The sequence below is a fragment of the Bradyrhizobium sp. USDA 4506 genome, assembly GCF_054058795.1.
The window spans coordinates 340,667-362,249 of the sequence record NZ_JBSSBM010000001.1 but is presented as its reverse complement, the minus strand read 5'-3'; the positions used below and the strand labels follow the sequence as shown (position 1 = coordinate 362,249).

Annotated in this window: 15 protein-coding genes; 9 read left to right on the top strand and 6 right to left on the bottom strand. The window is 60.6% G+C overall.

Going from position 1 to position 21,583, the window contains the following annotated elements; translation table 11 throughout:
• Positions 1–532 precede the first annotated feature (532 nt).
• Genes ACVIHF_RS01600 through ACVIHF_RS01590 form a run of 3 tightly spaced genes read left to right on the top strand, consistent with a single transcriptional unit; the run spans position 533 to position 7,077 of the window.
• On the top strand, positions 533–1,774 hold the full coding sequence (locus ACVIHF_RS01600; RefSeq protein WP_253610117.1) for an aldehyde dehydrogenase family protein: 1,242 nt from the start codon (positions 533–535) through the stop codon (positions 1,772–1,774).
• Complete coding sequence (locus ACVIHF_RS01595; RefSeq protein WP_253610116.1) at positions 1,771–3,423, top strand: thiamine pyrophosphate-binding protein; 1,653 nt, start codon at positions 1,771–1,773, stop codon at positions 3,421–3,423. Before ACVIHF_RS01600 ends, ACVIHF_RS01595 begins: the two co-directional genes overlap by 4 nt.
• A 21-nt stretch (positions 3,424–3,444) precedes the next feature.
• A complete protein-coding gene (locus ACVIHF_RS01590) occupies positions 3,445–7,077 on the top strand; it encodes a LodA/GoxA family CTQ-dependent oxidase (RefSeq protein ID WP_456791474.1) in 3,633 nt (1,210 codons plus the stop codon).
• Between the two features lie 427 nt (positions 7,078–7,504).
• On the opposite strand, the gene ACVIHF_RS01585 is transcribed toward ACVIHF_RS01590, so the two are convergent.
• From ACVIHF_RS01585 to ACVIHF_RS01570, 4 genes are all read right to left on the bottom strand, one after another.
• On the bottom strand, positions 7,505–8,113 hold the full coding sequence (locus ACVIHF_RS01585; protein WP_253610114.1) for a TetR/AcrR family transcriptional regulator: 609 nt from the start codon (positions 8,111–8,113) through the stop codon (positions 7,505–7,507).
• Positions 8,114–8,167: 54 nt separating this feature from the next.
• A complete protein-coding gene (locus ACVIHF_RS01580; protein ID WP_253610113.1) occupies positions 8,168–8,980 on the bottom strand; it encodes an ABC transporter permease in 813 nt (270 codons plus the stop codon).
• Positions 8,981–9,453: 473 nt separating this feature from the next.
• Positions 9,454–10,944: an amidase gene (locus ACVIHF_RS01575; protein WP_253610112.1), complete on the bottom strand. Its 1,491-nt coding sequence runs from the start codon at positions 10,942–10,944 to the stop codon at positions 9,454–9,456.
• Positions 10,945–11,205: 261 nt separating this feature from the next.
• Complete coding sequence (locus tag ACVIHF_RS01570) at positions 11,206–12,573, bottom strand: aminotransferase class III-fold pyridoxal phosphate-dependent enzyme (protein ID WP_253610111.1); 1,368 nt, start codon at positions 12,571–12,573, stop codon at positions 11,206–11,208.
• 169 nt (positions 12,574–12,742) lie between these two features.
• On the opposite strand from ACVIHF_RS01570, the gene ACVIHF_RS01565 reads away from it, so the two are divergent.
• From ACVIHF_RS01565 to ACVIHF_RS01555, 3 genes are all read left to right on the top strand, one after another.
• Positions 12,743–13,867, top strand: coding sequence for an ABC transporter substrate-binding protein (locus ACVIHF_RS01565; RefSeq protein WP_253610110.1), 1,125 nt, complete (start codon positions 12,743–12,745; stop codon positions 13,865–13,867).
• A gap of 100 nt (positions 13,868–13,967) precedes the next feature.
• On the top strand, positions 13,968–14,807 hold the full coding sequence (locus ACVIHF_RS01560; RefSeq protein ID WP_253610109.1) for an ABC transporter ATP-binding protein: 840 nt from the start codon (positions 13,968–13,970) through the stop codon (positions 14,805–14,807).
• 164 nt (positions 14,808–14,971) lie between these two features.
• Positions 14,972–16,120, top strand: coding sequence for a mandelate racemase/muconate lactonizing enzyme family protein (locus ACVIHF_RS01555; protein ID WP_253610108.1), 1,149 nt, complete (start codon positions 14,972–14,974; stop codon positions 16,118–16,120).
• A 26-nt stretch (positions 16,121–16,146) separates the two neighbouring features.
• On the opposite strand, the gene ACVIHF_RS01550 is transcribed toward ACVIHF_RS01555, so the two are convergent.
• Together ACVIHF_RS01550 and ACVIHF_RS01545 are read right to left on the bottom strand one after the other, a co-directional pair.
• On the bottom strand, positions 16,147–16,374 hold the full coding sequence (locus ACVIHF_RS01550; protein ID WP_253610107.1) for a nucleotidyl transferase AbiEii/AbiGii toxin family protein: 228 nt from the start codon (positions 16,372–16,374) through the stop codon (positions 16,147–16,149).
• Positions 16,371–17,225 (bottom strand): type IV toxin-antitoxin system AbiEi family antitoxin domain-containing protein, encoded by an 855-nt coding sequence (locus ACVIHF_RS01545; RefSeq protein WP_253610106.1) that lies wholly within the window; start codon positions 17,223–17,225, stop codon positions 16,371–16,373. Before ACVIHF_RS01545 ends, ACVIHF_RS01550 begins: the two co-directional genes overlap by 4 nt.
• Positions 17,226–17,448: 223 nt before the next feature.
• Between ACVIHF_RS01545 and ACVIHF_RS01540 the strand changes: the two genes are divergently transcribed.
• From ACVIHF_RS01540 to ACVIHF_RS01530, 3 genes are read left to right on the top strand one after another with little or no spacing between them, the layout of a single operon-like run.
• Positions 17,449–18,678, top strand: a complete 1,230-nt coding sequence (locus ACVIHF_RS01540; RefSeq protein ID WP_253610105.1) for a DUF6361 family protein — start codon at positions 17,449–17,451, stop codon at positions 18,676–18,678.
• Positions 18,675–20,531, top strand: a complete 1,857-nt coding sequence (locus ACVIHF_RS01535; RefSeq protein WP_456791473.1) for a hypothetical protein — start codon at positions 18,675–18,677, stop codon at positions 20,529–20,531. The genes ACVIHF_RS01540 and ACVIHF_RS01535 overlap by 4 nt, the downstream gene beginning before the upstream one ends.
• Positions 20,528–21,172, top strand: a complete 645-nt coding sequence (locus tag ACVIHF_RS01530; RefSeq protein ID WP_253610103.1) for a DEAD/DEAH box helicase family protein — start codon at positions 20,528–20,530, stop codon at positions 21,170–21,172. The genes ACVIHF_RS01535 and ACVIHF_RS01530 overlap by 4 nt, the downstream gene beginning before the upstream one ends.
• Positions 21,173–21,583: the final 411 nt, after the last annotated feature.

Here is a 21,583-nt window from a genome sequence, read left to right as displayed (position 1 = left end):
CGCGCAGCTGATTCACGACAATGCAGCAATACGCTGTCCGATTGGACCTCGGCGCTGTTCACCCGCGTGAGCGACAAAGAACATTCATGCTCTACCAGCATAGGCTTGCAGCATTAGAGGCGCAGCGAAGCACGGCATGATTGAAGCAATATTGCAATCTTCCTTTGATTGACTATCGTGCCTTGACTCTGAGCATCGCTCTCAGCAGATTAGACTGACCGGTCTATCTAGATCACTTCAGAACGGCCGAGCGGGGCCGCAAACATATCTCTCATCAACTCGAACTACGGATGGGCCGGCGGCACCGCTTTGGCCGCCGCCCGGCTTGCTATGCAACGATAGGATGGCCGATGCAAAGTTGGTTGGCTCAAACAATCCAAGCCCGACGCCCGGCGCGCGGTGCGCAACGCCGAGCAATCAGGCTCATGCCCGCCGGATGATCGGCGAAACCTTCTGCCGCGCCGTCCACTAGCACCGGACATCTCACCACAATCACGTTCGACTCCCCTGGAAACAGCGAAAGGGACTATTAATGAATCGTCTCAATGACGCCTTCCCTGCCGTCGACAATGTCGCGACCGCGCCTCCGATTCTCGAGGCAGACCGGCTGGATGCGATTGACAGGCTTCGGGACTATCTGCGCTCCGAGCGAACCGCGGTCCTGGACATCTTGACCGAAACGGCAACGTTCCAAGCGGCTGAAGCCGAGATCCAGGCCTCTGAACGCGCGTTGTCGGGCGCTGCGGATGAAGTGATCAACAATCGCCCGAAGACTCTGAATCATCTCGCCGCGTTTATGCCGTCCAATGTTCTGCTCTACTCCTACGTGCTGTACGCTGTCGTGCCATCACTCTACATCCGCAAGATCTCGCTGCGGCCGTCGAGCTATGTAAAAGAGCCGATGGAGCGTCTGCACCGACTGCTCGCGCCGCGGCACCGACTGCCGATTGATGTTGTGAACTACGAGCAGAAAGTCTTCGTCGAACGGGTTGCGCGGGACGCGGATGTCGTGGTGTTCACCGGAACGTTCGGAAATTCGGAGAAACTGCGAAAGTCGCTGCCACGCGAGCAGCTCTTCGTCTTCTTTGGCCAAGGAGTTAACCCATTCATCGTTGGCCCCAAGGCGGACTTCGACAAGGCGATCCGCGATCTGATCCAAGTCCGGCTGTTCAACTCGGGGCAGGACTGCATGGGTCCCGACGCGATTTTCGTGCCGAGAACCCACAGCACCCTCTTTCTTGAACGGCTTCAACTTGCCCTGGAGAAGCTGAAATTCGGATCGCGCAAACATGCCGATGCCGATTATGGGCCGCTGTTCTACGGTTCGGCGCTGGACGAAATCTCCAAATACCTGCTGGAGAACGAGCGGCGGATCGTCCACGGCGGTGCCGTGAGATACTCCACGCGGCACGTGGAGCCCACGGTTATTTTCAGTTCGTTGCACAATCGTGCCGACATTGTCGAGTTCTTTGGGCCGATCTTCAACGTCATCGCATACGACACCCCCGAGGACCTCGTTCGCGAGCTATCGCTCGACATCTATACTGAACGCGCGCTGGGCGCGAGCGTTTACGCCGTGCCGGAAATAGAGGATTTCCTGCGCAAGCGGCACATGGTGTCCGTCGACTGCACGCTTTTCGACATCGAAGACGGCAATACGCCGTTCGGTGGTTACGGCCGGATGGCCAACTACGCATGGCGCAACGGCGACCTTCGTATCGAGCCGATTCTGCTGTCCCAGACCATCGCCCGCATGGTGGGGCAACGACCATGAGTCAGGCGCTAACGGCGTGGACCGAGGTCGCCCGGTTCATCGAAGCTTCCGGCACCAATCCGGTGTTCGGAATTCCGGGCGATGACCTGAGCATTCTGAGGGCACTGGAGGGGCGCAACATCACCTTCGTCGTCGCCAAGGACCAGCGCAATGCGATGTTCATGGCGACAGGCTATGCGCTGGCTGCGCGCAAGCTCGGCATCTGCATCGTAGGTAAAGGACCGGCTGTCACCAACACGTTGACCGGTGTGCTGGAAAGCCGTGCTTCGTGCGCGCCTGTGGTGCTGCTCGCCGTCGGCACGGCGCGCCATCGCCTCGGCGCGCGCGCGTTCCAGGAGTTCGATCAGATCGCGGTGGTCAGGCCGCTGGTAAAGTGGGCGTACCGAGTCGAGCACGCGAGCCAGCTTCAGTGGGCGATCCAGCGGGCGGCCTTCATTGCCACGAACGATAGCCCCGGGCCGACCTATGTCGAAATTCCGGAAGACCTCGCCGACGTCCCGGCGACGGACGTCGCCTACGATCCGCCGATCCGGCATCATCCCTATCTGTCTGCCTCGGCTGCCGCGGAGGTCCAGAGGTTCATCCGACGCTTGGCACGACCGCTCTTCCTGCTCGGTGGCGGCGCACTCGATGGAAGCAGGACGGTCGGCTACGACGAATTGGCGGCCAGAGTCGGCGCTGCGGTGTTCACCACCGCGTCGGGCCGCGGCGCGGTCAACGAGCAGCATCCGCTGTTCTGCGGCCTGGCCGGCCTCTATACGGCAAAGCCGCTGCGCGAGCTGTGGGAGCACTGTGACGGCCTGGTGAGCTTCGGTAGTCGTCTGGAGGAGACAGCCACGCTGCTGCTGGATTCCAAGCGCCTCCACGGACGCGTACTCCAGATCAATATCACCAGCGAGGAGATGTCGACGGCATATTCCGGCCCGAAGATCGTCGCGTCGTGCGATGGCATCACCGACCGGCTGTTGCAGGATGATGATTTCGGCAGTCGGCCAGCTTGGCTGGAGCAGATCCGGCGCAGCAAGGCCATCAGCTTCGAGACACGAACGGCCTCCCTCAAAGAAGTCAGGCAGACTGACGCCGTTTCCCTGCCGGCGGTGATGGATCAACTCGAAGCCGCACTGCCGCACGATAGCATTCTGGTGCAGGAGAATGGTCTGCTCGACATGTGGTCGTATTTCTATCCCTCGTTCGCGCTCGGCTGCGACCAGCGATCCATCGTCCCGAGCGAACAGACCAGCCTTGGCTTCGGGGTCGCCGCGGCGATCGGCGCAAAGGCTGCGAGGCCCGATCGGCCGGTCGTCGCGCTGGTGGGCGACGGGGCCTTCAATATCGCTCGCGCCGATCTGTTCACATCGATCCATTACGGCCTGCCCGTCACCTACATCGTTCTCAACAACCAGGGTTTCGGCTGGCTGGAATATCAGTGGCGCAAGCATGGCTTCGAGAACACGAGATTCGGGCTGGAGAGCAGCTTCGCCACGATCGCGCGAGGCGTCGCGCACCTGCCCGTGGAGAATATCGAAAGGTTTCGCGGCCAACTCGCCGCGGCGCTCGAGCGCAACAGCCAAGGACAGACCGCGATCGTGGACGTGCGTGTGACCAGCCTCCAGCCCGCGCCGGGTGTGGAGGACTTTGAAAGCACCTAACCCGGTCTGAGGAGCAAGGATATGGCAAGGACAGCGAACACCGATTACCCGTTCTCTAATGTCCATAGCTGCCGGATTCATCCGGGCATCGGGATCGCGCACGTAGGTAACAGCCCAGACAGCTTCTACGTCGCCGCGGATACTCCCGAGGGGACCAGAGATGCCCCCGCCGGCGGCTACAAGGATACGAACGGTCGCGTCCGGCGGCAGGCTGCTCTTTTCAGGCTCTACGGCTACGACAAAGATGGCAACAATCTCGGCGAGCTACCGTTAAGGTCAGCCAACGGCGAACCCGCCGTCGAAGTCGAATGGAGCGCTCATCTCGTCAACAAGAAAGGCGCTGCACATCGGTTTCAAGACGGCCTTGTAAGCAACGCGCCGACGCGGCTGCGCAACAGTAACGGCGCTTCCCATCACTATCCCGACACGCGCAGCCCCGACGAGCGCGCGGAGCTGATCATCGACCCTGGCGTACGGGCCATCTCTTCCTCGGGTGCATCTGACAATCCACGATTCGACACCGGCGCGTTTCTCGGCGTGCCCGTTTACCTTGGCGAGCTCCAGGTGGACGATGGTGGGCGGCTGCTCGTGCTTGGCGGGCTCGGGCGGGCGGGATCTACGATTCCGGATAATCCGATTGGCGCAGACGCGCGAAGCACCGACTACTGGGCTAACAACGATTACTGGTATGATGACGTCTCTGACGGTCCGGTGTCGGCGGCCGTCATGCTGCCTGACGGACGTCGGATCGACGTATCCGATCCCAAGGATGCGGCTTGGGTGGTGGTGGGGCCACCGAACTTTGCTCCTCCTATTGATGCACTGGTCACCCTCCACGATGTGGCAGAGGAGATCGCCATCAACGCCGGATGGCTGAGCGAAAGGGCCGAAGCCGACAACGAGCGTCTGCAGTCGTTGCTCTCCCGCATGGACAGCATCGGTTGGGTCAGTAATGACGCCCGCAGAGGCCATCGATTCTCGTTCGCACATTGTCAGCCCGGCACTGAGCGCGCCCGCATTTTCGCCATGCTGCGCGATCCGACGGCAGAAGGCGGTGTGGCCATCAAGCAAGCGACCGCGCGGTATATGCCGCCGCTCTATGGCGATCGAGGGCCCGGCCAACCCGGCGTCCCTGCGAGTTGGTTCTCGCTGCTACCGCGGCAATATCGTCTGCTAGAGAAATGGAAGCAGGCGACTGCCGCCACTTCGGAAGCCGCGGATCAGCCGCCACGGACTTCCGCTGGCCAGACGCCGGACGAGCGCGTGAGCGAGTTGCAGCGTATCGTGTTGGACCGGGCAGTCGGCGGTCCTTTTGCCCCTGGGGTCGAAGTCGGCCAGCGGGCAAAGGATCCCGCCACCTATGCCGGCGCCTTTCGGATCAACCGCGGCCCGATCAAGGCCGGTGATCTGACGTCCAGCCTGAGCTTACCCTGGCAAGCCGGGCTCTTTCTGCGCCGCGAAAACTGGTGGCCTTCCGCGCGGCCTGACGACGTCATTCCGCAGGACGTCTTCGACGAGGTCAATTCATTGTGGCAGCCGGGAGGCAAAAGCGTCCGCGAAGGCCTGGAAGGGCGCGTGAAGTGGGACCGGGGCCTGGGTGTTAGCACGCTGTTGCGCCGACCCTGGCAGAATCCCGCTGCGACACGCGATGATCCGCGAGACGCGGCGCGCCGCGGCGCCGACGACATGGTGCGCTATTGGCACGAGCTCGGTTTCGTGCAGCGGATCCGAGCCGCCAGCGGCGAGGATGTCTATGTCGAGACGGAGCGCCTGCCTTACGCGGGCATGGACATCCGTTACCTGTTCCATGCACTGCTCAATCTGGAGAACCACCGCGGCTGCGTCGGCAAGGCGCAGGAGTATGTGGAGAGCGTCCTGCAAGCGGCACGCGACGTGCAGAAGTTGCCGAGCGCGTTCAACTTCATGAACAACGTGCGGCCCTTCCGGTACTCAGAAGAAGTGTTCGAAGCGCGCATGAAGGACATCTATGACGACTGTATGGAGTTCGGCCTGACCCAGAACGGAAGGCCCTACAACGCTGCGAACGAAGAGCACAACCCCTACTTTGCGACCCGTGAAAACGTCATCGAGCGGATCAAGCAGCTTACGCCATTCAATTTCCTTGATGGCGCCTGGCTGCGCAATGTGCACCGCATGGGACCGATGGATGAGGTGAATTCGACGCTGTTCTCGATCTTCAACGAAGAGCTTGGCGACGGCGAGGTCTCGCAGAATCACGCAAACGTCTACCGCGACCTCTGCCACTCCTTCGGCTTCTATCCGGCACCCGTTGCAAGTACTGCGTTCGCCTTCGATCCTCAATTTCTCGACGCCGCCTTCGAGAGCGCCACATTTCAACTTGGAATCTCGGAGTTTCCGAGCCTGTACTATCCCGAGATCATTGGCATGACGCTCTGGCTCGAGTGGACGGCACTCGAACTGCACCGTGCCGCATCAATCATCGAGAATGTTGGCCTCAGCTCTAAGTTCCACCGTCTCCATATCGCCATCGACAACGCCGAGGATGGACACGCGGGACAAATCCTCCGAGCGGTGAAGATCTATCTCCACAATGTCAAGCTGCATGGCGGAGAGGAAGCGGTGCAAGAGCAATGGTCCCGCATCTGGGACGGTTACGTTGCTTACGCACTTACCTTCGCCATCCTCATGCAGCAGATCATCCATATCCTCAGAGAACCGCGTACCGTCGAGGATCAGCTCCTCCAGCTGATTGGCGCGAAGAAGCTCTACGGACAATATAACCACGGCACCAAGAAGCTGGGCAGCGTACCGATCAACCAGTTCTTCAACGATCCGAAAGCATTCCTCGATGGCCTGATCGAACATGGGTACATCGTACCCGGCAATCCCGACGCGAGCCGCTTCTTCAAACTGCTCGAGTTCGACGGGGCTATGTTCCGCGTATTCAACGATGCCGAAATCAAGCTGTGGCGCGACTGGGTGCAGGATGAAGCGCCATCGTTCAAGCGGCGAGACCGACAGCGGCCAAAATCCTTGGACGAACGCCGCCTTGATGAGGCGTGCCGAACCAAATTCAAATTCGTGGAGCAGATCGCCGATGAGCGGTTTAGCGGCCTGCGGCAGACCGCGTCGCCGCGTCGGGTATTTCTCTGGCTTGACGCTATCGACAAGACTCGCGCAAGAACCGGAAATGGGGCCTCGCCCCACAGCGAGGTGGATCAGGCCCGCGCAGTCGTCACGAAATACGATAACTGGCTTGCCTGGGCGATGGTGCGCTCCGTCTATCACATGACGACTCAACTGCGCGTCACTGATCGGCAGGCCGGGCAGGACGCTCTCGTGAGCGGTCTATTGAGCATCCGGGACGCGTCCGACTTTTCGACGGCCGCGGCGCGCTTTCTCCAATCGCTCAAGGGAAAGCTCGCTAGTTCAACGAATGGAGAAGTGCTGTCCGAGCTGGAAGCCAGCCCGTTCGGTCAACTTTTAGATGCGATCCCGCCGGGCGGCGATGGCAACACCATTCGCGCGTTGTTGTCGGCCTGGATCGGACAAGGCATGCCGCTGCCGAACGTCGCCGACAAGAACCCTAAAGCTCTACGGCTGGAAGCAACCGTTGAGGAGGAGGAGTTTCATCCAACAGGTATAGCTCTCGGATACGGTGCAGTGCATTAGGACCAAACGCAACCTAGTCGCGAACGGCAGCGCGGCTCATTGCCGCCGGGCACCTTCCATGACGTTCGCGCCGCCAGTTTCGACCGCCCATTCGTAGATGAGTACCAGGACTGTTCGATCCGCCAGCACGCACCTCGTCCGGTCGGGTGCGGCTGCCGCGCCGCTAATCTTGGGCGGCCCCTCTCCCTTATCGAGAAAGCGGCCGTCAGATTTGAAGCGCGGTCACTTCCCCATTCGACATGCGCTGGACGCCAAGGCATGCTTCTGCCGGCCGTCCGTACAGCTCTGGCGCGGCCCATCAGACCGATGATGCTGATCGCTATTGTCGAGCTGCGCCGCTGTCTTGGCTTCACGGTTAGATCGCCAGCGCGCCACCTCACCGCGTTCACGCACTGTGCCATCGAGTGGTGTGATACGGGGGCGCTTTTTAGCCCCGACGTCGGCGCAGCGCATTTGCGTAAGTTTGGGTCGCCGCGATGAGCGCCTCGACGCCGCGCTTTGAACGAGCGCGATTGGGCTTGGCGAGCTCCTGCAGAAGGAGGCCGTCCATTCCCGCCAGCATGAAACGGGCAATCGTCCTGCATTCCTCAAGTGAGAGCCCGCCTTCGCGCTCAGGAATCTTTCTGAGAAACTCGACATAAGGCTGCACATAAGCATCATATTGCCGCTCGGCCAACCAGTCGGCATCCTCACGAAGCGCGTAGAGCGTTAGTTCGTATTGAATGAGTTGCAACGGACGTGTGCTCATCAACATTCGCCATACGACCTGCAACAATTGGTCGATGCACTCGTTGATATCTGTGACGCTCTCCAGGTGAGCTCGCTGCCAGGAAACCATTTCTTCGATCAGCGCTTCGAGGACTGCGAATAGTAACGCGCTCTTGCTGTCGAAATGATAGTGCAACGTCGATAGTTCAACCCCGGATTCTGCCGCGATTTTTCGCGTTGTGATTCCGGCGACGCCCGCTTCTGACAACGCTCGAATCGCGCCCTCGATGATCTGCGTGCGCGTTCTATCGCTTTTCGTTCGCGCCATTTACTTAGCTTCTTCTGTTGGGATAACTTTGGATCAGGTAGGTGTCATAAGCTTTCAGGAGCGAATGTCCTGCTTCCAGACGGTAAGGCGCCGTTCCAGCGCGACGAGACCCCAATTGCTGAGGATGCCCAGCAACGCGACAAGAATGACACCGACGTAGAGAAGATGAATGCTCAGCAAGTACTGCGCGTTGACAATGAGGTAGCCGAGGCCGCTGGTCGCGCCCACCATCTCGGAAACAACGAGCATCAGGAAAGAATAAGTCGCCGCAAGCCGCGCTCCCGTGATGATCGAGGGGACGGCCGAGGGCAGCACAACTTTGAGAAAGATTTGCCAATCCGGCAGACCAACCGAGCGAGCATATTTGACCAACGCCGGATCAGCCTCACGAACACCGTTGACCGTCGCAAGCAGGATCGGCCACACTACCACCCAATAGATGATGACAACGTTGGTCGCGTAGCCAATGCCGAAGAACAGGATGAAGGCCGGAAACAGCGAGACGGGATTTGTCTGTCGCAGAAGTTGCAGCAGCGGGTTCAGATAGGCTTCCAGTGACCGGTACCAACCCAGCAGGAGGCCAAGTGGTATGGCAGTGACAACACCGAGCGCGAAGCCACCCGCGGCTCTCTCGACGCTCACGAGGATTTGCGGCAGCAGCTTACCGGCCCACGCGTATTCAGCACCTCGCACGATGACTTCGGAAAACGGCGGCAGGAAGGTCCGATTGATCAGACCGAAGCGAGGAGCCAGCTCCCATAGGGCCAGAAAGATCAAGATGGCGATCGAGTTTCTGATGGCAGGCTCGATGGCGCGCCAAGCCGATTGAGTGATCGATGTCCAAACGAAACCACCAGGGGAAGCCATAACGCCCGGCTCCTTACGATGAACTAGCATTTTTCCTCCACTGCCCTTCCCTCCTACCCGCGGCCATTGAAGCTTAGCAGATGATCCATTTACGTCTATAATTCCATCGAGCGGCCCTTCGATCGGAGCGCTGGCTCGTGTCGCAAGAGGTACGATGCCGACATCAGCTCACCTGCCTCGGGAATCGCGACTCCCGATGTGCTTGCGGGACTGAGCCCTGCCTCAGATCGGCAACTTACGTGATCCGCTCACGGCAGCTTGCCCTGCTAACGGATCATCACACATTCACCCGAGGAGCAAGACGTTGGCCGCGCAGACCATCGGCCAGCAATGTGTCCCTCGCGAGAGGAGGCGAAAATGTCAGTCCCGCGTTGCCGACGTCCAGCGTAGTCGCGGGCCGGGCAAACTCTCCCAACCCAACCAAACAATCCGCCGCCCCGCCATTCAATCGGTGCAGCACCGGCAGGGCTGGGCTACACATACACCGGCGGGGTTGCTCCGAACCATTCTGGCTTTGAGCTCTCCAATTGTGTTGCGATCTGCAACAGCAGATCTTCCCGGCCCCATTTGGCATGCAGCAGAACGCCGATGGGAAGTCCTTCGTGGTCGAGCCCGGCCGGTACGGAGATGCTTGGCATTCCCGTTTCATTTCCTGGCATCAAATAGCGGCAGGCGTCGCAAAGCCGGGCGACCCAGGGCTCAAGCTCTTGATCTCTGAGAAGCGAATAGGGCCCGTTCGCTTTCTGAGGTCGAATTGCAAAGGTGGGGGTTAGGAGCAGATCAAACCCGCTCATGAACCGCCCGAACTCGCGGGTGACTTGATTGTTGCGCTCCATGATTCGCCAAATATCGAATTTGTCGTATCGCTCTGCCGCCAAATAGTGCCGATAGACCATCGGAGTCAGATATCGCTCGAGGTCCTTCTCGTTGATGCCGCGTTTCTCGGCGTGTTTGCGAAGCTGTGCGCGGCTCGAGATCCACGTCGCAACATGCCCCTCCCACAAGGCCTCCCAATCGCAAATCAGGGCATCGTCGATCTCTTCAACGGCGTGGCCGAACTTATCCAGTACCGTCCCAACTGCTCGAACACGTTCCGATACTTCGCTATCCGTATCCGTACCGCGGCCCCAGCGGCCAGTCGAAAGGCCAATCCGGAGCTTGCCGGGCTCGCGAGAAGCCAATTCCAGGTAAGAGCCAACGGGCGGCGCGATCGGTATGAACGTCCCGCCTTCGGGTATGCGTGTGATCAAGTCGTAGGTGACAGCCGTATCGCGGACGGTGCGGGTGATCACACCATCGATGGTAAGCCTGCTGATATATTCGCTTTCTGCAAGCGGCCGCGCCACTCGCCCGCGGGACGCCTTGAGCCCCACCAACCCCGAGAACGACGCTGGAATGCGGGTGGATCCCCCGCCATCCGACGACGTCCCGATAGGAACGATGCCAGCAGCCACGGCGGCGGCAGACCCTCCCGATGAGCCGCCTGGTGTGCGCTCCAAATTCCAGGGGTTTCGGGTCACCATGACCTTGCCCAAATAATCAGTCGTGGTGTCAAACGACATCCCGAATTCCGGCGTGGTCGAGCGCCCGATCGGGATCAATCCGGCGCTCAGGAAGTTCTCAACTACCGGATCAGTCGCCGTTACCACGTTGTCCCGGTAGAGCTTCGATCCGTACTCTTGTGTGCGTCCCTTGAGTCCCAAGCCGATATCTTTCAGGAGCATGGGCACGCCATAGAGCTTGCCGGCTCTATCGGGGCCATCGACATCGGCGTTTTCAAGGCTATTTTCATAGACTTCAATAACCGCGCCGAGCTGCGGATTAAGGCGCTCAATCGCCGCAGCCGCCTGCGCCACAATCTCGCGAACGGACACCTCTTTCGCTCTGATCAGCTCGGCAAGGGCGATGGCATCGTGCTTGCCCCACTCTGCCCAACTCATTGCAAGCCTGTTTGACGCCGCCATTCATCGCCTCCGCGGGACATCTGCAATCGGAATTGTGGTTTCCAGTGCTTGCATCGCCAAGCTCGTTCCAGTTCGTCGGGGATTGAAGCGAGGTGCGCTCATCGCCAGCGAGTGGCAGCACAACAGCGCTCCCGGCACGAGCAATGTCAGCGAGTTCTCGTGCCATTATCACTTTCCTTGCGACCACCTCTCGGGCAAGCGCGTCGAATGAGAAGCGCCTAGTAAACGCGACGAGAACAATCGATTCAATCGTACATCCTGTCACCCGACCGACGAAATGGCTTGATCAAAGACGTCAACCATCACGTCGACGTGCTCCTTCTTTAAAGTAAGTGGCGGCGAGATGATGAAGGTGTCGGCGACATTGCGCAAGAGCACGCCGTTTTCGACGCAGCGCTCCCAGATTCTTGCTCCGAAGCGTTCGCTGAGATCAAACGAGCGCTTGCTCTCCTTGTCGGCGACCAATTCGATGCCGATCATCAACCCCTTGCCGCGAACGTCGCCGATGTGAGGATGACGTGTCGCCATCTCCTTTAGGCGATCGAGAAAATAGGCGCCAACCTCTTTGGCGTTGCTCGCAAGGTCCTCCTGTTCGACGATCCGCAAGTTGGCAATCGCGGCGGCACAGGCAAGCGGGTGGCCAGCATAGGTGTTGCCATGCATGAAGGCGCGCGGCGTGTATTCGCTGTCATCTTCCGTTTCAAACGCCTGAGCAACCCGTTCATTAATCATGGTGGCGCCCAGAGGAACATAGCCGCTATTGATCCCCTTGGCGAAGGTCATGACGTCAGGCGCTACGCCGAAGGCTCGACAGCCAAACATACTGCCCGAGCGCCCGAAGCCTGTGACCACCTCATCGGAGATGAGAAGCACACCGTGCCTGTCGCAGACTTGCCGTACCAGCGGCCAGAAATTCGGCGGCGGCACAACGACGCCGCCCGCCCCCTGGATCGGCTCTGCGATGAATGCGGCGACGCTGCCGGCCCCTTGATAGATGATCTCTCGCTCCAGAAGGTCCGCACAGCGCCGACCCAACTCGGCCGTATCCGAGGTGAACGGATTGCGGTAAAGATGCGGACTCTCGACCTGATAAAAACCGGGCAGCAACGGCTCGTATTGCTCCCGATGAGCCGCTCGGCCGTTCAGTGACAAGGCGCCGAGCGTGACACCATGATAGGCGAGCCGCAGAGAGATGAATTTGAACCGCTCGGGATGGCCAGAGAGGCGCCAATACTGCCGAGCGAGCTTGATTGCCGCCTCGACGGCCTCGGATCCGCCGGACGAGAAGAACACGCGCCGCATGCCCTCCTTCTCGGCGAGCCGGCACATAAGCTCGGCAAGCTCGACGGGCGGCAATGTGGTGGTGCCGCCAAACATCGAATAGTAGCTTAGCTTTTCGAGCTGGTCGACGATGGCTTGCTTTATCTCAGGCCGCCCGTGTCCGACGTTGACGTTCCAGAGTCCTCCTTGCCCGTCGAGATAGCTCTTTCCGCGTTCATCGAAGACGTAGACGCCGTCACCTCGCTCGAGGCAGAGTGGCGGATTTTTTGCCATGAAAGAAGCATTGGCGAACGGATAGACGAGATTGCTTGTGAGCCGATCATTGGAGAGGGGTCTAGCGCTGCCCATTGGTGACACTCCGTCTGTGGCCGACTGCCGTTGCTTCAGGACTCCTTTGAAAATAGCCAGCGAGACGATACTCGGTCAATCGACCGAATTTGGTCGATCGACCTTTTTTCGCTTGTGTCTGCAAGCGGAGATGTTACGATCTTTGGTCGACGCGGAAGGATGCGCAAAAGTGTTCTACGATTCCGCGACACGGCAGCAGCCTTCTGTCTCTATCGTGGAGAAAACCATGCGCCTGTCCTTGGTCTCATTATCCTTGAAGCATTTCGTATCCGTCGCCGCGCTCGTGATCGTCGCCGCAGCGGGAATGGAGGCAATGACGCCCGCGAGCGCCGCTGAGGAGTTGAAGACCGTCAAGGTCTTCTTTCCGCCCCTGAACGTCGGTTGGACGCGTGGCTTTGAGCTGATCGAAGTGGCCCGCGCGCAGGGCTATTTCAAGAAGTACGGTCTGGACGCTCAACTCGCCGCCGTGCCCTGGGCCCAGTTTTCGGTTGCGCTCGACAGCGGCTCGGTCGATTTTGCGCCCTTCGCTGACTATGCTTATTTGGTCAATGCCCGCGACAAGGGACTGAAGGCAAAGGTGATTGTGTCATCGTCCCTGCCGTTTAATCCCGAAGCGGCGGGCGGCCAGGCTCTTGTTGTGCGCGCAGACGGTCCGATCAGGAAGGCGCAAGACTTGAAGGGCAAGAAGATCGGCACAGAGTATCCAAGCTTTTCAGGCGCTTGGTACGCGCTCGACTGGCTCGCGAAAAACGGCGTGGCCAAGGACGAGGTTCAGATCGTTCCGGTGCCGGATCCGCAACTGCAACAGGTGCTCGATCAGGGCGGGGTTGATGCAATCATCGCCTATGCACCCCTTTATATCTCGCTCGAGCGAAGCGGCTACCGATCTCTGTTTTCTGTTGCCGATATCGCCGGGCGGTTGATCGCCCGGGGCGGCACGATGGCATCCGACAAATTTGTCAGTGAGCATCCCGACCTCGTCCGCGCCTATGTCTCCGCCATCGCGGACGCTGCCGAATGGGCGAATGCCCATCCCGGCGACGTGATCAAGCTCGGCCTCGACAATGGGCGGCTTGAGCAGCAATACTTACCCGATCTCTACACCAAGAACGGCAGCAAGGATTACAGCGCCCTGCGCTGGTCGAAGTATGCACTAAATGATGATACGGACGTCGCCTTCTGGCTAAAACTCGTTGAAGACGCTGGAATTGTGCCGCCCGGCAAATACAAGCCGAGCGACTTTTATACAAACGAGTTCAACCCGCACGTCAAGGAAAGCGCCACGGCCAAGTAAGCTTTTCATTGCCGGTCCTCTTCGGGGTCGTCAGCGGAAGTCGCGCCAATTGTTCGACCTCCGCTGATCGTCACTGCAAACGGCTGACAAGGACAACCGCATGAGCGGCGCCATCGAGCTCCAGAGCGTGGGCAAGATTTTTGAACCCAGGTCAGCGTCTCGCTGCTCCGGGGACACGGCTTTCGTTGCGCTAGAGGACGTCAATCTGCAGATCAAGGCAGGCGAGTTTTTCGTAATCGTCGGCCCGAGCGGCTGTGGAAAATCGACGTTGCTTGACCTGCTCAGCGGGCTGACTTTGCCGACGAGCGGCCGCATTCTCATCGGCGGCGCGCCCGTCACAGGCCCAGCGTTAGATCGGGGGGTTGTTTTTCAGCAATACGCGCTTTTCCCGTGGCGTACCGCGCTCAAGAACGTCGAGTTCGGGCTGGAAGCCAAAGGGATCGCCCAACGCAAACGCGCTGACATTGCTATGCGCTTCCTCGCCATGGTGGGTCTTGCAGAGTTCGCGGAGCGATATCCGCATGAGCTTTCGGGCGGTATGAAGCAGCGCGTGGCGATCGCGCGCAGCCTCGCTTACGATCCCGATGTGCTTCTAATGGATGAGCCGTTCGCCGCACTTGATGCGCAGACCCGCGAAACGCTTCAGGGCGAACTCGTTCGCATTTGGGAGGAATCCGGCAAGACCATCGTTTTCATCACGCACGGGATCGATGAAGCGATCTATCTCGGCCAGCGCGTTGCGGTTATGACGTCCCGTCCGGGGCGGATCAAGAAGGTGATCGACACGTCCTTGCAATCGCGTTCCTGCGAGAACGACGTTCGCGGCACGCCTGAATTCGCCCGCTTGCGTCAGGAAATCTGGACCCTGCTGCGAGACGAGGTTCACCAGGCCGAAGTTTCCGAGCGCTTTCGTCTTTCGGCCAGTAGCGCTCCTGCCTAGGAGGAACTGTTTCTTTCGGCAGCGCCAAGCAGGTCCGCAAATTGCCGCCAAGCCGCTGATGCTTGTCAGCGTTGGCCATACAGTTCAACCACTAAGGGGCCGCGCGCGTTCGACCGCGCTGGTCTTGCTCGAAAGCTCAATATGTCCATCATCGGAGTTGTTCCTTGACCATCGCTACGAAAGCCGACGTGGGGACCGGATCCTTGTCCCAATCTGGCCGGATCATAAAGGCTGAGTGCATACTCGTTGCTGTGCCGTTTCAGTTGGACGCAAAGCCAGTTTGGGCGTTCACAAGCGCGCCCGCGAATACTTTCGATACGTTGTTTGTGCGACTGGAAACAGACACCGGTCTCGTCGGCTGGGGCGAGGCCTTCTCACGTACAGAGGACCGCTCGCTCAAGAATCTTATCGAAACCCGCATCTTGCCGCTGGTTATTGGTGAAGAGGCACGCCGTATCGGCAAAATCAAACACAAGCTCGAGTACGGCTTGCAGAATTTCGGACGTGTCGGACCAACCATGTACGCGATCTCGGCGATCGATATTGCGCTGTGGGATATCGCAGGCAAGGCCGCCGGCGCGCCCTTGGTTGATTTGCTTGGCGGGCCTTTCGGGAATGAAGTTGAGGTCTACGCCAGCCTTTTGCGCTACGACAGCGAGGAGGGTGTCGCTGCCGCCGTCCGGCGAGCTATTGCGGAGGGATATAGCTACATCAAGCTGCACGAGATCAGGTATCGGGAGATCGCGGCGGCATGCGCGGCCGCGGCCGGCCACGCAACTGTCATGCTCGACGTGAACTGCCCCTGGTCGGTGGCCGAGGCGCTGGCGATGGATGCGCGGCTCGCCGGACTTGACCTTCTCTGGCTTGAGGAGCCGGTCTGGCCCCCGGACAATTATCGTGGCCTTGCGAGAGTACGCGCTGCGAGGCACCACCGCATTGCGGCGGGCGAGAATGCCGGCTCGCTGCAGGATTTCGTCGCGATGGCAGACGCTGGCGCTATCGACATAGCTCAGCCCGACGTCGCGAAGACTGGTGGCGTTACCGAGCTGATGAAGATTGCAGCCTTTTGCGAGGCAAGCGCGATCGAATTTGTGCCCCATTGTGCGCTATTCGGCCCCGGACAGATTGCCACCCTTCACATCAACGCCGCTCAGCGCACCATACCATTTCTTGAGCGACTTTACTGTCAGTTCGAGGCCGAACTCTATAATGGCGCAACACTACCAGTCCACGGCAAGCTCACCGTCCCAACCGCACCTGGTCTTGGTATAGAGCCGGACCCAACCGTGATCGACCGCTACCGCGTCATCTGACGAGAGTCGTCTCCTGGTCTTCGGCACTAGGGTTTCGGCATTTTTCTTGCTGTCGACGCGTAGAATAGCAAGAGGCGAATCGGCCCCTCCTTGTTGAGCGCCGTTCCGCCGCGGAAGCGAAGCTCTTTGCGCAGGAATGGGTCGTTGAGGAGCTCGACCGGCGCCCGCGCGATGATAAGGTCCTGCTCGATTTGCCGCTGCTCTGCCCACGGGGCATGCTTTGACCAAGCGATGATGTTCTGAGCGGGGATCATTCATCGATGTCCAGATAACGCCGCACAATCACGCGCCAACGCTCGTTGCGCTCGACAGGCGTGCGGCGCGCCGTCCCATCCTTTCGACGCTCCGGTTCGAGCGTGACCCAGGGCATCGCTCCTTCTTCCAAGAGCCGATCGTGAAGCGGGTTGGCGCGCTCGGCGTGACCGAGCCGATCAAGCAGATAGCCGAGCCTCTGGCCGCAAGCGCGCTCGAAATGCGCCGACATGGCCGCCAGCTTTTGACCATCAATGCTTTCCGCGAGGTCCGTCATGACGGTCGCGACAGCATCGATGCCGCCCGCCGCGTGCATGTAACGGAAGAGGTCAAGCGCCGTCAGTTCGGGCCCTGAAATTTTCATGCTGCCCGTATCCGTCTTTCGATCGACGACACCCTCACGGACGCTTTCCAGGTCTTTGCGGAAATAGAACGCGACCCAAGAGCGCCCCGCCCGGATCATGCGGAGTTGCTTGTCAGTCACGACTTGGAATTCCATGACGGCATGATGCGTAGCGCCGTGCAGCTCAGCCGCCTTGAGCAGACCTACATAGTAGGAACGCTGCTCGTGCCGCATCAGCGCGTCGATGTACCAGGGGGGCGGTGGTGCCTCCCAGTTCATGAATTGCGGCGGGACGGCCACATAGAAACCGTGCCGGGGATTGAACAGCATGTGGCGTTTTTGAAGCCGCGCGGCGGCTTTGAGGAAGGCACCCTCCGTGACGCCGAGGGCTGCGATGGCCTCGGCGCGCGTGAATGTGATGCGCCCCTCCGACTGGAGGGACGTAACGAAATTTGGGAGGCTGGAACTGCCTTGTAGCATCATATTCAAAAATAGGTTATAAACGTCCATTTTTCAATATGAGACTCCATTGATCCATACGATGTATGCAAATTTCGCCCAAAAATGTCCATTTTACAATATAATACTAATAAGCGAGGACCTCGCCTATGACGGCCGCCCCCGTCACGCGCCGATTTGCCTTCGGCGCCGTGCTCTACGACAGCGCTGATTTCGTCCCCACCGGCGCTAAGCTGGTCGCGGCGACCTTGTCCTCTTTGTGGAGCTGAGCGGCATGGGCCAACCCACAAGATCATCCCGCACGCGAATCGGCTCCCCGGTCGAGTCCGCTTTGGGATGGAGCTATCTATCGCGAGAGGCGCTCGCCCGCGCCAAGGCGCAGATGGATGAAGAATCCATGGGCGTGCGCGATGAGATCGGCTTTCTGACGATCCATCAGCGTTATGCCGATCGCTTTTTTCCGGGCACATCGGTGCTGCATACCCGCGCCCGCTATGCCATCTTCGTGCCCTGGCTGTTCGAGGATCTGGCGGGACTTACGGGGCTGGCCGCTGTAAGGGCTTTGCGCGAACGCGAACGGGAGCTTGCTGGACGGCTGAAAGACGCAAAGGAATCCCAGGTGATCGGCAGCCGTGTCTATCCCAAACCGTCAAGCCAGCCGCCATCGACCGTGTATTGGAATGCGCTCGCGGCGTGGGGGATATTGCGTCCGCGTCCGGACGGACGGACGATTTCGCGAGCGCAAGCGCATCGGTTGCTGAAGAGCGCGGGCGCAGCGACTGATGACGATGGGCAGCCGCTCCTCAGGTCAGAGCCGCCATTCGCGTCTCTGCCCGACAGGCCGGACAGTTGGCATGGCGGTCCCATCACCCTACGGCTTACGGCCGCGGAAGCGGCATTTCTTCGCGAGCGGCTCGCTCAGTTGCGCCGGAATGGCGGCCATGAGCTGTCTCTCCTTGCGCGGCTGGTCCGGACCGAGGTTGCGGCACCATCAGCTATGTGGGCCGACGAGACTCGTGCGATCGCCAACTCTGATCAAGCATCGCTTGTTCGGGCGCAGCAGGCCGCAAGCCTCGCCGCCGTCGGCCGCGCCGTCTACGACGCGGTTCTCGAACAAATCGTCGAGGCGAACGACAAGCGGGAGACCTCGACCCGACATCGCGACCACTTGGCCACCATTGTCGAAGAGCACGGGTCCATTTCAGCCAAGCTCGATGTCGACGCGCTCGAGGCGGACATTGGCGTGCTACCATCCAGATTGCGCGCAGTCCTAACTGCCACAAAGGCGTGGATCGCGGCCAAATCGGAAAATCCCGGCTCGCTCTTCGATGTATATGCTGCGGCCGAAGCTCGTAAAGGGCCGCGCGCCCGGCTTGCGCCGACGCCCAACGGCCGCGCGCGGCGCCTTGAATGGTCGAGCGACGAACACGGTCTTGCAGGGCCTCTCCACTATCGATGGGAGCAGGTCAGCACGCTCCTCAATGATCTGGCGGACGCAAGATGAGCGGACCTGTCGATAGTTGGCCGGCGCTCTCGTTCCTCGAAGGCTTGCGCCCACGGCCGGATGAGAGCGTCGAGCTGGCGCTGCTGGCCTCCTATTCGGCGGATCTGGGATCGATTGGTGCTACCCTGCTCGCCCTGGTGGGGAAGGACACCGACGCCGGCCGAGGCAGCCCGTCCGATTTCGCCGACGCGGTCGAGCGACTACGTGGGAAGGTGCGCATTATCATCCAGCGCGGCCGCCTCGCGAAGGTGCGCAAGACACCGCGTATCGCGGCGGTGCTGGATCAGTTCGTGCGCGAAGTCGATTTCGATGAGGCGACGCACAGCTGGCAGCCCAAGGCCGCGCTGGTCCGAACGCGCGGAGCCGATGGCGAAATCGGCTGGCGGCTCTGGATTGGGAGCCGAAATCTAACTGAATGCGTGAATCGTGACATCGGGCTTTTGCTTGTTTCTGGCGCGAAAGGCGGCGCTCCGGTTCTCGGTGCGGAGGAGCTGGCGCGGGCCCTGGCTGAACGGGCCGCACTCAAGGCGCAACGCCCCGCCTCGCTGGCGGCGGCCGTTGCAAAGGTGGCTTGGCGGCCACCGTCGGGTGTGCGCGTGGAGCGGATTCTCTGGTCGGCCGGATCGGGCGGTCAGACCGTTCCCGTCCCGCCGGCAGAAACGGATGAAGTCGTGGTGGTGAGCCCCTTCGTCGACAAGAATTTCCTTTCGCGACAGGCGCCGCCGCAGGCGACGAAGTCAACGCGGCGGCGGCTCCTGACGACAATGCGCGAGATCGAGCGGATCGGTCCGTCTCTGGCGGTATTCGACGATCTGTTGGCGTTGGACGCGCCTGACTATCCAATTGGCGATCCCGAGCCTGATCCGCAGAGCGCGTTGCCCACTCCTGACAGCGGCGGCGCCGAAGACGAGGAAGAAGAGGTCGGCCGCGGTCTACATGCGAAGTTGCTGTTTATGCGATCCGGGCAGAAGCGTCGGCTCTGGCTTGGAAGTGCGAACGCCACCATGCGCGCCTGGACCGGGCGCAATGCCGAGGTAACGGTCGAACTACTCGTGACTGAGCAGGTCGAGAAAGGACTGAGAGCGCTTCTCGATTCAGCCCGGCTGGTTAAAGCGCCCAGCATCGAACATTCGCCGGATGCGGTAGCCCTGGAAGAGGAAGCGCTCGAACGAGCACGTGCCCAGGTCGCCGCGCGATGGGCGGCGCAGCTCAGCATCGACGATACGGGAGCGCGGCTCACCCATCGTTCCAGTGTCCATCCCGGGGGCCCTCATCCTGATGAGTCAGACATCGTACTTGAGGTGGGCACGCTTCACGGCGAGCTCATAGCCTGGCCCGCCCAACAAGTCGTGGTGGAGCTGGGGCCCGTCGCTCCCGCCGAGCGGAGCGAGTTCGTTCGCTTGCGCGTCAGCCGCGGTGGGAAAGGCCTGTCGTGGCTGCAGCGCGCGCCAGCGGAGCCGCCTTTCGGAGAGGATCGCGACCGCACAGCGTTCGTGCACTTTCTAGGCGCAAGAGGCTTCCTCATGTGGCTGGCCGGATTGTTGGCGGACGACGGGCGCGAGGGTGAAGGCGACTGGACGAATGACGAGCCGCAGCAACGAGCGGGCACGGTAACGAATCCCACGCTCGATTCCTCATTGCCAACGCTCGAAGAAATGTTGGCGGCATGGGCGCGCGACCCGAACAAGTTCCTGGAGATCGAGCGGCGGGTTTCTCAATATCTGCCAGCCGTACTTGAGCAGGCTAAACAGGAGGAGCCGCAAACCGCGGAGATGCTGGAGCGCTTTGATGATCTGTGGCGCAAGCTCCGGAGCGGGCTCGGCCTCGCTGAGATCAAGGACAAGCGTCGGTGAGTGCGCCAAAACCATTCCAAGAGGCCGCCGTCGATGCGGCGCTTGCGATCTTCGCAGCACCCGGAGGCCGTCGGCGCTTTCTGGTTGCCGATGAGGTCGGTCTCGGAAAAACGGTCGTGGCGAAGGAGCTTGCTCGCCGCATGTCCGATGATGGCTGCCGGCCCTTCGTCATCTGCTATATAGCCAATGGTCACGCGGTTTCGCATCAGAACAAGGGACGTGTCGTCGGGTTTCTTGGCGATGCACAGCGCAAGGCCGCAACCGCCACACCGGATCGGCTTTCGCTGATTGCGGTTGCAAAGCGGCCGGACAATCCGGTTCTGATTTACGCGTTGACCCCGGCAACGTCCTTTCCGGGTGCACGAGCACGCCTGACCGGAGGACGCAAAGAAGAGCGGGCATTCCTTAAGGTCTTGCTCGAGCAAGCATACCCCGCTTTCGCCCGCGATCTTGATCCCGACATATTGCGGCTGAGCGCACGTGGGTCGTGGGATTGGGCGGTGGCGGACGCGGAGACGAAATTCGCAACCTCGCCACCTCATCTGCGACAGCAGTTCCGCGACGCGCTGGCGGCGGAATTTGGTGAGCCGGTACGCACGATGCTCGATCTAGCCGTGCACGGCGACGCCGAGCGGTGTTAATGGCTGCGACGAACCGCGCATAAACGGCGCAGTCTCGGTGGGGCGCGTATGCGCGTTGCCGGCCAGCCCCGGGCGAGCCGAGTGGGTTGCCGTCAAGGTGGGTGGTCAAAACGGCGCCGGCGGCGACCAACATGGCGACGCGGCAGGACCGAGAGGCGCACAAGCGCCGACGCCGATCGCGAACAACGATGACAGAGTTCGAGGTGAGGTGCGTTACCGCGAGGTGGATCGCTCGAAGCAGTGTTGACTATGGACAAACGGCGCTCTGACCTGGTCACCAAAGGACCATGGTCCGTCACGTATCGCCGTCGAGCGCGATACCGGCGGTTCCGATCGGCGTGCATAGCCCGGCCACGGTCAGTTGCCTGATAGCGCCGCCGGGCCTCCCTACGCCGCTCACGCCGTGCTTCC